The 11,642-nt window shown below is 39.5% G+C and carries 12 protein-coding genes and 1 rRNA gene; 10 read left to right on the top strand and 3 right to left on the bottom strand.

Annotated elements, in window-relative coordinates; all coding sequences use genetic code 11:
- Positions 1-128: 128 nt before the first annotated feature.
- From rrf to CYL31_RS16795, 6 genes are all read left to right on the top strand, one after another.
- A 5S ribosomal RNA gene (rrf, locus tag CYL31_RS16820) occupies positions 129-243 on the top strand.
- A 1,392-nt stretch (positions 244-1,635) separates the two neighbouring features.
- Positions 1,636-1,845 carry a cold-shock protein gene (locus tag CYL31_RS16815; RefSeq protein WP_012071288.1) on the top strand — a complete coding sequence of 70 codons (210 nt, stop codon included), beginning with the start codon at positions 1,636-1,638 and terminating at the stop codon, positions 1,843-1,845.
- 150 nt (positions 1,846-1,995) lie between these two features.
- Positions 1,996-2,541 carry a DUF2058 domain-containing protein gene (locus CYL31_RS16810; protein ID WP_212916316.1) on the top strand — a complete coding sequence of 182 codons (546 nt, stop codon included), beginning with the start codon at positions 1,996-1,998 and terminating at the stop codon, positions 2,539-2,541.
- A gap of 425 nt (positions 2,542-2,966) precedes the next feature.
- Positions 2,967-3,887: a porin gene (locus tag CYL31_RS16805; protein WP_212916315.1), complete on the top strand. Its 921-nt coding sequence runs from the start codon at positions 2,967-2,969 to the stop codon at positions 3,885-3,887.
- Between the two features lie 258 nt (positions 3,888-4,145).
- Complete coding sequence (locus tag CYL31_RS16800; RefSeq protein ID WP_212916314.1) at positions 4,146-4,784, top strand: cupin domain-containing protein; 639 nt, start codon at positions 4,146-4,148, stop codon at positions 4,782-4,784.
- Between the two features lie 27 nt (positions 4,785-4,811).
- Entirely contained in the window at positions 4,812-5,519 is a 708-nt protein-coding gene (locus CYL31_RS16795) for a fumarylacetoacetate hydrolase family protein (protein ID WP_212916313.1), read from the top strand.
- Here the strand turns inward: CYL31_RS16795 and CYL31_RS16790 are convergent.
- Positions 5,509-5,985 (bottom strand): tRNA-uridine aminocarboxypropyltransferase, encoded by a 477-nt coding sequence (locus tag CYL31_RS16790; protein WP_283248229.1) that lies wholly within the window; start codon positions 5,983-5,985, stop codon positions 5,509-5,511. The genes CYL31_RS16795 and CYL31_RS16790 overlap by 11 nt on opposite strands.
- A 105-nt stretch (positions 5,986-6,090) precedes the next feature.
- A complete protein-coding gene (locus CYL31_RS16785; protein ID WP_212916311.1) occupies positions 6,091-7,302 on the bottom strand; it encodes an ammonium transporter in 1,212 nt (403 codons plus the stop codon).
- A gap of 474 nt (positions 7,303-7,776) precedes the next feature.
- Between CYL31_RS16785 and CYL31_RS16780 the strand changes: the two genes are divergently transcribed.
- Together CYL31_RS16780 and CYL31_RS16775 are read left to right on the top strand one after the other, a co-directional pair.
- On the top strand, positions 7,777-7,989 hold the full coding sequence (locus CYL31_RS16780) for a cold-shock protein (protein ID WP_212916310.1): 213 nt from the start codon (positions 7,777-7,779) through the stop codon (positions 7,987-7,989).
- Positions 7,990-8,121: 132 nt separating this feature from the next.
- Positions 8,122-8,775: a glutathione S-transferase gene (locus CYL31_RS16775; RefSeq protein ID WP_283248228.1), complete on the top strand. Its 654-nt coding sequence runs from the start codon at positions 8,122-8,124 to the stop codon at positions 8,773-8,775.
- A gap of 16 nt (positions 8,776-8,791) precedes the next feature.
- On the opposite strand, the gene CYL31_RS16770 is transcribed toward CYL31_RS16775, so the two are convergent.
- Entirely contained in the window at positions 8,792-9,634 is an 843-nt protein-coding gene (locus CYL31_RS16770) for an outer membrane protein assembly factor BamD (protein WP_212916308.1), read from the bottom strand.
- A 159-nt stretch (positions 9,635-9,793) separates the two neighbouring features.
- Here CYL31_RS16770 and rluD point away from each other — a divergent pair, with 159 nt between their 5' ends.
- Positions 9,794-10,777 (top strand): 23S rRNA pseudouridine(1911/1915/1917) synthase RluD, encoded by a 984-nt coding sequence (rluD, locus tag CYL31_RS16765; protein ID WP_212916307.1) that lies wholly within the window; start codon positions 9,794-9,796, stop codon positions 10,775-10,777.
- A 59-nt stretch (positions 10,778-10,836) separates the two neighbouring features.
- Positions 10,837-11,583, top strand: a complete 747-nt coding sequence (gene pgeF, locus CYL31_RS16760; RefSeq protein WP_212916306.1) for a peptidoglycan editing factor PgeF — start codon at positions 10,837-10,839, stop codon at positions 11,581-11,583.
- Positions 11,584-11,642: the final 59 nt, after the last annotated feature.

Here is an 11,642-nt window from a genome sequence, read left to right as displayed (position 1 = left end):
TTGATTATCGCTATTTCAAAAAAGAATTGTTAAAGATCCAAGCACGTATTCGCGTGTTTTGAGACAAGCTAACGATAAAAAGTCAGCGCACAACATAGTGCATCTCAAAACAAACGCAAAACGAATTGCTTGACGATCATAGAGGCGTTGAACCACCTGATCCCATCCCGAACTCAGAAGTGAAAAGCGCCATCGCCGATGGTAGTGTGGGAGATCCCATGTGAGAGTAGGTCGTCGTCAAGCTTTATATTAAGAAGGCCCTGATAGCTAACGCTGTCAGGGCTTTTTTTCGTCTCAAGCAATCACGTCATCCAAGAACCTTTTCCACGTGTGGGGCTCTTTATCAAAGGCACGCATGTGATAATATATCGTCGTCAAGCTTTATATTAAGAAGGCCCTGATAGCTAACGCTGTCAGGGCTTTTTTTCGTCTCAAGGAAATGCGCCTATCCGTGTTAAAGTAATCCCCTTGCCCTTCGGTTCGCTTGCGCCTGCCTCAACGCCCAATAGCAAGGTGATAGTCATGTTGCTTAGAGTCAGTTTTTTCTTGCATATGCGGTTGATCTTCGTTAAATTATTTTTAGACAGAGGGTAAATGGATTTGCCTACGCCTCCAGGACGGAGGCTCTGTCTCTCTTATCAGGATGAATTAAGCTGCATGGATGCAGCGGAAAATTTATTCCACTCTCATACGCATCTATCTTACATCTCTTCATGTTCTCTTTTTTCTGTATTTTCAATTTGTGAATCTATAATCGCATGCAAAGCTGCAAATGCGAATTCGCCCACTACTGGCGTTAATTATGTTTGGGTTATATACGTGAAGCCATTGTTAATGGCAGGTGACAAAATGTGTTAAATAATCTTGGAAATAGGTGTTGTTTTTATTCACAAAAATGCCTATTTCAGAGTTACGCTTGTTATTTGCTTCACTAGGAGGGTTGTCAGTTGATTTTAGGTGGATAGGGCTGGATGCTATTGTGTCCGCTGTTTCTTAGCTGATGCAATTTAAGTGTTGGGAATCAATCTTGAATTGTTGGCGTTATATAATATTTAAGTTATTGCTTCATATAGATATTTTATTTTTTTGTTACCCTAAAATGAACGGCTAATTCTATAGCGTATGCGTAGCACAAACTAAAGTATTAGAAGTATTGTGAATTTACCTTATGCACCATATTAGAGTGTATGCTTTTTTGATATAGGGGCGCATATATAGGTGTTCAGAGCAAACAAGAGTGAGAGTATTCTAGGTTGTTACTAATTTAACAGAACTTATCTAATAAAAATGTAAAAGTTAAAGATTTTTATATATTTTCTCTAATATTTTTTTTCGATCAAAATAGAAAAAAAGTCTTACAATACATATAGATAGGAAAATAGCATACATATGCTTGTATTTTTATTTAGCTTATCTTGTTAAATTTATGTAGAACATGATTGACCCCGTGGCTTAAAGCGGACTACAATCAGTTTCGTTTAAAAGAGTTGGCAATATTTATGTCCAGAGTTGCGAATATTACGTCATGTATGTTCGGTCCTGTTAAGTCATAAGTAATACCGAGTTTTTTTAGCACTATAACGTAGATGATTTACATCTTCGTATAAATTAACTTAACCTACAGGATAAACAGACATGTCTGACGTAGTAACTGGTACAGTAAAATTTTTCAACGAAACTAAAGGTTTCGGTTTCATCACTCAGGATCAAGGTCCTGATGTTTTTGTTCATTTCTCTGCAATCAACACTTCTGGTTTCAAAACTTTGGCTGAAGGCCAAAAAGTTGAATTCCAAGTAGCTCAAGGCAAAAAAGGCCCTGAAGCTCAAAACGTTACACCTCTATAATGTAACGTTGCTGAGGATACTCTCAGCAGTGCGAATGCTAAAAAGCGACTTTTAAAGTCGCTTTTTTTGTTTTTATAGGTTGTGATTTACAGCATGATCTAGCTTTCTAAGTTGGATTGATGCATGTTTGTTAGTGGTTAGGAGGTTTTAATGGCTGCGAAGTCTTTACAAGAGCAATTATTGGGCGTTGGACTTGTTGATAAAAAGAAGGTTAAGAAATTAAAAGCAGAATCTTTGCAGCTTAAACAGAAGGTAAAAAAGGGCAAGGTTGCAGCTGCTGGAGATGATGGGCGTCAAGAAGAGTTGAAGCGCCAAAGGGAAGAGAAAGTAGAGAAAGATCGGGCTTTGAATATGGAGCGTCAGAAGCTTGTTGAGCAAAAAGCAGTACAGGGCCAGATTCGACAAATGATAGAACAAAATCGTGTTCGAAAGCAGGATGGCGATATTGCTTATCATTTTACTGATAATAAAAAAGTGAAGCAGCTATATATTAGCCAATCTATGCATGATGACTTGAGTCGAGGCCGGCTAGCTATTGTTAAGCTTGACCAGCAGTACGAAATTATTCCTGAACCTGTCGCTGTAAAGATAAATGAGCGTGATTCATCTTGTGTGCTCGTTTGTAATAATCGTGTTGAAAGTGTTGATGATGATCCTTATGCGGACTTTCAGATTCCCGATGACTTGATGTGGTAAGTGCATTTTTTATGTTTAAGAGGGTTTTTTCGACCCTCTAGTTTAGCCTTCCTTTCACTTGCTTTACTCTTTTTCTTGTTCTCTCTTCATTAGCTAGACAGTGTTTATTAGGTCTTAGCTAGCAGTTGCACAATAGGTATTTTTCTAGAATATTTTGCTACTTCATTGTTTTGTTTATTTAATGCACATTATATTTCATTTCAATATAAGGTTTTGATTCTTATGTTTTTTTTGTTTTTTGTAAATATTTTATAATCCTTTTTATATGACATATTTCAAGTAAATGTCATGTATGGTGGATACTTTATGCAATTAGCTTGCGAATGGTTGTCTATTTCTGTGAATTGTTTAGATTGTTTGACTGTTGCTTGCACAAATCAAGCGCCTACAAGAAAAGCGTACAAACATTTAAAAGGGAAACGAGAATGAAAAAATCGATTATTGCTATTGCTGTATCAAGTGCAGCACTTGCTTCTGTGTCAGTTCAAGCCGCTGAAGGTTCTACAGTAGATGTTTACGGTAACATCCAGTACGCATATGTAGATAAAGATGCTGGCGGAAACTTTGAAGATAATGGCTCAACTATTGGTTTGAAAGGTGAAACAAAAATCAATGATGATCTAACTGCTTTCTTCAAGTATGAGCTTGAATTTGATGCTGACCAAAAAACCGGTGCAGATGATAATGGTAAAGCAGATTTAGACCAAGCTTTCGTTGGTTTGAAAGGTAACTTTGGTAAAGTTCAAATTGGTTCATTTGATACTATTTACAACAATGCTATTCAAGATGCGGTAGATCAGTTTGAGTCTCCAAGCTTTACAAATGCTGAAGATACTACGGAAGGCGATACAATTGCTTATTTCTCACCTTCTATTAATGGTTTTGAAGTGCAAACTGCAATTCAGGTGAAAGGCGACGCTAGTGAAGGTAGTGCAACTAACGATAACTACGACTCACTGTCTAGCATGGTTGTGTTGAAGTACTCTGCTGATATGTTCTCTGTTGCCTTGGGTTATGATTCTCGTAATAACACTTCTGATGCTGAAGCGACAACTGGTTTGGCTGTGACAGTTACTCCTGTAGATGGCTTGTCTGTGACAGCTAAGTATGAAACGACTGAAGATACTCAAGATATTGCAGGTCTAGCTGCTCGTTATGGCTATGGTTCTGGTGATGTATATGCTTCTTATCAGAATGTAGATCCAGATAATGCTGATGACTTTAACGAATATGGTGTAGGTGTTACTTATAGCCTAGCATCTAACATATATGTTTTTGCAGAAGTAGGACAATTTAAATCTACTGAAGATGACACAACAGCTGTTGGTGTTTACTACGGTTTCTAAGATCTTCTCCTAGAGGATTTTATTTACTCTAAGGCTCCTGATCTAATAAGGCTAGGAGCCTTACGTTAAGTAAGATCATTCAAGGTTCCATATTTCTTCTCTTGTAGGCGGATTTATTGGAGCATTTTTTGGCACCAGGTGGCAGCATCTGGTGCTTTTTTTATGCCTGCTGTTTCTATTTCAATGAACAATAAAAACTTGATTGTTATTTGATCAAACCGTTAAACTTATTTTTTAATATTAGGTTGGCGGTCAGTTATGCTTAACATGGATTTTGCTAAGACAGTATTCATGGATACAGATAAAATTGATTGGGTAGCCAGTCCTATGTCTGGTGTTTATAGAAAGCCTCTAGCGCGGGAAGAAACTGAACGGGGTCATGCGACGAGTTTAGTTCAATATGAAGCTGATTCTGTGTTTCGTCCTCATCCCCATCCTTTGGGAGAAGAAATACTTGTTTTAAATGGTGTTTTTTCCGATGAAAAAGGTGACTTCAAAGCTGGTAGCTATTTTAGAAATCCTCCTGGCAGTAGCCATGCTCCTCATAGTCGTGATGGCTGCTTTTTATTCGTCAAATTGCATCAGTTTCAACCCCATGATTTAAATCAGGTCTATGTAGATACTTCTAGTATCTGGTCGTCTGAAAAATCAGAAATTCTATCTCTTTATCAATTTGGAGATGAGCGAGTTTGGCTGGTTCGTATTCAGAATAGTGAAGATATATTAGACGAATTGGACTTATGTGCTTCTGTTGAGTTATTTATTATTTCTGGTCTGGCTAAATATGGTGATATCCAAATGTCTTCGGGAGCTTGGCTTCGTGAGCCTGATTTTAGATTAGATCGCTGGAGTGTCGCTTCAGGTTGTTTTATCTGGTTAAAGTCAGGTCATTTCTAGGTCTTTCTATATTCTATTGAGGTTTAAGTGAAAAATATTGTAGCGGAACAATCTCGGGTCTATTTACCTATTGTTGAAAGTGATCAAGTATTTCCTGTTGGCCGTGTTTATTGTGTTGGTCGTAATTATGCAGCGCATTCAAAGGAAATGGGTGATGATCCTGAAAGAGACCCTCCATTTTTTTTTGCCAAAGATGCATCTTGCGTTGTTCCCGCTGCTTTTTCTGAAGTTATTTGTGTTTCTTATCCTATGGCTACGTCGCAGTTTGAGTATGAAGTAGAGCTCATTGTGGCTATCGGTGAGGGTGGTCGTAATTTAACGATGGAGCAAGCTGGAGCCTCTATTTTAGGCTATGCTGTCGGTTTGGATATGACTCGTCGGGATCTTCAGACTCAAGCTAAAAAGAAAGGCCGTCCTTGGGAGGTGGGTAAATCATTTGATGAATCCGCACCAATAAGCTCTATTTATTTAAAAACAGACCAACTTGCTTCTAAGGTGTCAGAAGCCGAAATTGGATTAAAAGTTAATGGCGATCTTAAGCAAGTTAGCCATGTTTCAAACTTAACTTGGTCTATTGAAGAGGTTATTTGTAAACTGTCAGAGGTCTTTGAGTTACGACCAGGTGATTTAATTATGACAGGTACACCTGAGAATGTTGGGGCTGTCGTTGTTGGGGACGAAATGCAGGCTTGGGTCGAGCATTTGGGTGAAATTAGAGTAAGAGTTACTGATTAAATTCAGTGAATTTATAAGATAATTCTGACACAGCTGGATGTTTATATTCAGTCAAAATATGAATAGCGACTTCAGCAGTGCAAAGACCGATATTTTTTTGATTGCGACGTTTTGTGTATAAGGATTTGATATCTTTAATTTCATGGTGCTGGAATTTTTTTAGGTAAGGTGACTGGTTATACATTTTTCTCGCTTGCTGCCAAGTTCCGTCAATAATGATGATGTTATCCTTAGCTATCTGGCTATCATTAATTGCTCTTTGTTCTTCATTTTCACACAAATAAATCAGCAAAGTATCGGATGGTGATAGGTTTAATATAGCTTCGTTTGGCGCGATTCTAGACCAGACAATAATTTCGCACTCTTTTCCTAAGGTCTCTTTTACTAGCCTTCCTGTTCCTGAGTTTTTTTTTAATTCTTCACTGTGCGTTATTAGCCAAATTTTCATTAACGCTTTTACTCTAATAAATGGGTGATTATAGCAATTTCAAGATTAACTAGAAAATAAAAAAAACTGATGTCACTTTAGTTGAAAATTAAAGTGACATCAGGCTACTTTTTAGCATGGGACTTATTCTTTACCAATCGAACCAATTTTGTGGATTGATAAATCCGCGCCATTAAATTCATCTTCTTCATTGAGTCTTATGCCACTGATTGCTTTTGCTATTCCGTAAACAATGAATCCACTTAGCGTTGCTATCATAATGCCTCCTAGGCTCCCTAACAGCTGAGAGGTAAAACTAACGCCACCTAGTCCACCAAGTGATTCTGATCCAAAAACGCCTGCAGCAATGCCCCCCCAGGCTCCACAAACGCCATGTAGTGGCCAAACACCAAGTACATCATCTGTATGTTTGAATTTTTGCTGGATGATAGTGAATAGAGTTGTAAATATCGCACCTGCAATTGCTCCGGTAGCTAAGGCTCCAATAGGATGCATGATGTCGGAGCCTGCACATATGGCAACTAAGCCTGCCAATGGGCCGTTATGGATAAAACCTGGATCATTTTTTCCAAATAGCATGGCGGCGATAATGCCGCCTACCATAGCCATTAAAGAGTTGACTGCGACTAATCCACTCACACCATCGAGAGTTTGCGCTGACATCACGTTAAAGCCAAACCAACCTATGCAAAGTATCCAAGCGCCCAATGCTAAAAATGGGATATTTGACGGCGCGAATGCGACTAATTTTCCGTGTTTAAAGCGACCGCGTCGCGTTCCAAGTAATATAATGGCTGCAAGTGCAACCCAGCCGCCAAAAGCATGGACGACAACCGAGCCTGCAAAGTCATGGAAAGGGGCGCCATATTGTTTTTCTAACCAATTTTGAAATCCGTAATTACCATTCCATACGATGCCTTCAAAAAAAGGATAGGCTGCACCAACGATAATGGCGGCAGAAATAAGCATTGGATAAAATTTTGCTCGCTCAGCAACGCCTCCAGAAATAATGGCGGGTATTGCGGCTGCAAAGGTCATGAGAAAGAAAAATTTTACCAAGCTATAGCCATGCTCCTGCGATAGCACGGCGGCACTATCAAAAAAGTTAATGCCGTAAGCGATTTGGTAGCCGACAAAAAAATACACAAGAGCGGAAATAGCAAAGTCTGTCATTATTTTAACTAACGCATTTACTTGGTTTTTATGGCGTACAGTTCCGACTTCTAAAAAGGCGAATCCTGCATGCATAGCAAATACCATAATGGCGCCGAGTAGTATAAAAAGGGTGTTTGAACTGGATATTAGCGTGTCTACTGCACTGTTTGTGGATATCACAAGTGGCTCCTAATGTTTTTTTTGCACCGAAAAGGTTTTCTCTTATCCATAAGCGCTTTGTTTTGGGGCTTTTTGAGTTGTTTTATGAGAGATTTTAGAACTGATTTTTGGGAAAGCAATAATTGTTCCAGTTGTGCTTTTTTTTGGTGCTAAATGGATGGGTGGTTTTTCATTTGCACTGTTTTGGTATTTTTCGGGTTGCTTGCTTTGGTTGTGAGGTGAGGCTTTAGGCTATTGTCCATTCTCTAGAGGAGCTTTTATTATCTGATTTAAGAGTTATTACCTTTTTTAACAATACTTGTTTTCCATTTACTTTCTATTTTGTTTTTTACAACATATTATCGATGGGTTGGTGTATTTTTAGATTGGTGTTAACTTAATGCACTTAACATTAAGGCGTTGCTTAAAGTTTAATTGCTTTTTGCATAGTTAAAAGATTGCTTATTTAAGAGCAACACAAATAATGAGGTTGTTATGTCAGGTCAGTTAGTATCAGGTATTGTTAAGTGGTTTAATGACGAAAAAGGATTTGGATTTATTGAGCGTGAAGGCGGTCCTGATGTTTTTGTTCATTTTCGTTCTATAAATGGCAATGGTCGTCGTACTCTACAGGAAGGCCAGAAAGTAACATTTGAAGTTACCCAAGGACAAAAAGGTCCTCAAGCTGAAAATGTTACCCCAGTATAATTGAGCTTTTGATTTACTAAAAAACCATGCATTTAAATATTTTATTTTGTATAAGGTATTGATGAGGAACATGGTTTTTTTATGTTTGTAATTTGTATGGCTTGTAGAAAGTAGGGGATTATTTTGTTACCTGTGTTGTATTCGTTTAGGCGTTGTCCTTATGCTATGAGAGCTAGATATACCATTGCTCTCTTGGGGATAACTGTACATTTACGTGAAGTGATTTTGAAATCTAAACCTGCCGCATTGTTGAAGTTGGGTGGGCGATCAAGTGTACCGCAACTTATTGATATAGATGGCGTTAGGTACCCTGAGAGTTTGGATATTATTTTCTGGGCGCTCTCGCAGTCGAATGATAGCAATCTAGTGAATCAACTGTGGCCGTTGAAAAATAGTCAGCAAAATAAGATAAAAGCATGGATAGCGTATAACGATAATTTTTTTAAACATTGGTTAGACCGTTATAAATACGCGGATCGACATCCTGAGTTCAGTGAAAACTATTATCGTAATAAAGGCGAAGTTTTTTTACGTCGATTGGATAAGCGTTTAAGTAGAAATGAATTTCTATTTGGAAATGACATTAGTGTGGCGGATATTGCACTATTTCCATTTGTGCGTCAGTTTGCTGGTGTTAATCAAGAATGGTTTGAGTCATCTCAATACCATAATGTAATACGATGGTTAGCAGGATTTGTTAATTCCTGTATGTTCAAGTCTGTGGTAATGATCAAGCATTCCGCTTGGCAAGCAGGGCAAGAGAATATACTCTTTCCTGCTCACTAAGCGGTGTGTATCCCGATTAATTAATCATTCCAAACGTTACCCAGTATATAAAGCCTGGATCAGCGTCGCTTGGTAATTGGATGGCGACAAAGTTACCCTGATTGTCAATGTATGATGATTTCGGGAAACTTTGTTTTAGCACATTAAAATTGATTTGCGCTAAATCTGTCTGCTTCAAGTCATTATAAGACTGGACACTAATTGCTAATGCTTCTTCTACAGAGCGCGTACTTGGGTAGTTTTGAATAACTTCTTGGCTACGACGTAATGCAGAAAGAGGTGCTTTTCTTTTCAGATAATAGCGTGCGACTTGTATTTCATGGCGCGCTACCATCTCTCGTAAATAGTACATACGTGCTTTAGCATCAGGAGCGTAAGTGCTCTTGGGGAAGCGTGATGTAAAATCAGCAAGCTCATTAAAGGCTTTTGCCAGTTCTTTTGAATCTCTTTCACTTGGATCGAGGTTCAAGTAGCGTGACATTAAGCTTTCGGCGCCTTTGTAGGTGGACAAAGCTCTCATATAATAAGCGTAATCGACAGAATCGTGTTCTGGGTGATTCTTAATAAATCGCTCAGCGGAAGCGTGAGCAGCGATGAAGTCACTGGCTTCCATTTGAGCGTAGATTAGGTCCAGTTCCGCGCGGGTACTGAATTCGCCAAATGGATAGCGTGAGTCTAAATCTTTCAGATGTTTTATCGCAGTGGATGGCAGATTTTCGTCCAGAGCTTGTTGAGCTTTGTCGTAATAGACGCGTTCAGGCAGGTCTGGTTCTTGTACCTGCTTGCTTGAACAGGCGACAATGAATAAAGAAAAACTTACTATTCCAGAGAATCGGAGCAACGAGTGATGAAATCCCATGTATAATCAAAACCTTGATATGGTAGTAGATTAGCCTCAATCGGCATTTTGTAGCGTTAAATTGCGAAAGATGATGAAGTGCAAGGCGCTACACGTTTTTTCACTTTTAACCCAATGATAAAATTATTGAGTTAAAAACAACAGACTAAAGTACATTGTATGGCAGAGCGCATAGTAAAAGAAGCCCAAGTTCCTTTCGATTTGGGTGGCAACCGGTTTGATCAGATCGCGACAGAGTTGTTTAGCGACTACTCACGTTCTCGTATCCAAAGTTGGATTAAAGAAGGTGTCTTGAAGGTTGATGGTAAAATCACTAAGCCAAAAGAGAAATTGTTTGGCGGTGAAGTGGTGACATTAGATATCGTAATCGAAGCTCAAGAAGAACATGAAGCTCAAGAAATGGAGCTGGATGTTGTTTATGAAGATGACGACATCATTATCATTAATAAACCTGCTGGTTTGGTTGTTCATCCTGCGGTGGGTAACCGAGATGGCACTTTGATGAATGCGATTCTTCACCATGCACCAGAGACCGCACATATTCCGCGTGCAGGTATCGTTCATCGCCTTGATAAAGAAACTACGGGGTTGATGGTTGTTGCTAAAACATTAGCGGCACAGACAGATCTTGTGACTCAGTTGCAAGAGCGCAGCATGGGACGTGAGTATGAAGCAATTTCTATTGGTGTAATGACTGGCGGTGGTGTGGTTGATGAGCCAATTGGCCGTCACCCTCATAACCGCCAAAAACAGGCGGTAGAGCCCGTAAACGGTAAAGACGCGGTAACCCATTATCGTTTAGTTGAGCGTTTTAAAAACCACACACACATTCGTTTAAAATTAGAGACTGGGCGTACTCATCAGATTCGTGTTCACATGGCATTTATCCAATACCCATTGGTTGGTGATCCTCAGTATGGTGGACGTTTGAAAATGCCAAAGGCATGCTCTCCAGAGCTGCAGGATGAGTTGCGTCATTTCCGACGTCAGGCTCTTCATGCGAAGAAGCTGGAGTTGTCTCATCCGATTACCGGTGAGTGGATGCAATGGGAAATTGATTTGCCAGATGATATGAAGAAACTATTAGATGCCCTTAAGAGAGATATGGTGGAGTCTGGTAGTAATGACTCTGAGTATTTCTAATTTGGTCGTGTTATAAGGGCAGCTTCGGCTGCCTTTTTTTATTTTTTTTGGAGATAGTTATGTCTTCTAACACCTCTTCTTATATTTGTCCTACTTGGCCTGCGCCTTCCTCTGTTCGTGCTTATGTTTCTACTCGGATTGGTGGTGTGAGTGGCGCACCGTTTAATAGTCTGAATTTAGGGCTTCATGTTCAGGATGATCTTGCTGCGGTTCATCAGAATCGCCAATTGTTTGCTTCTTATATTGATATGCCTGATTCCGCAATTTGGCTAAATCAGGTGCATGGTACTGATGTGGTTAGCTTGCCTTGTGAGACATTACCAAACAGTGCTGATGCGGCGTTTTCTCGTTCTATTAATCAGGTTTGTGCTGTGCTTACCGCGGATTGTTTACCAGTATTTTTCTGCAATCAAGCAGGGACAAAGGTGGCGGTGGCTCATGCAGGTTGGCGTGGACTTTGTGCTGGCGTTTTGGAATCTACCCTTGCGCAATTCGATGAAAAAGAGCGTGTTATGGTCTGGCTTGGGCCGGCTATTGGACCAGACGCTTTCGAAGTTGGAGAAGAGGTGCGAGAAGCATTTATGTCTGTTATTCCAGATGCTGTCGCGGCTTTTAAACCAGCCCAGAAAAAAGGCAAATGGCTAGGTGATTTGTATTTATTGGCGAAACAGCGTTTAGTGGCCGCAGGTGTTTCACAAATATACGGTGGCGACTATTGTACGCTTACTGATGAAGCGCGTTTTTATTCGTATCGACGCGATGGTAAAACAGGGCGAATGGCCTCTGTTATTTGGATTGATGAGTAAATAGTCCTCTGTTTTATTGATGGGTGTCAAAAAAATGACACTAGAGATCTTGAAAAGTC

Source organism: Marinomonas sp. A3A, from assembly GCF_018336955.1.
GTDB lineage: Bacteria > Pseudomonadota > Gammaproteobacteria > Pseudomonadales > Marinomonadaceae > Marinomonas > Marinomonas lutimaris.
The sequence above is the reverse complement of the archived record's forward strand: the minus strand, read 5'-3'. Positions and strand labels throughout refer to the sequence as shown.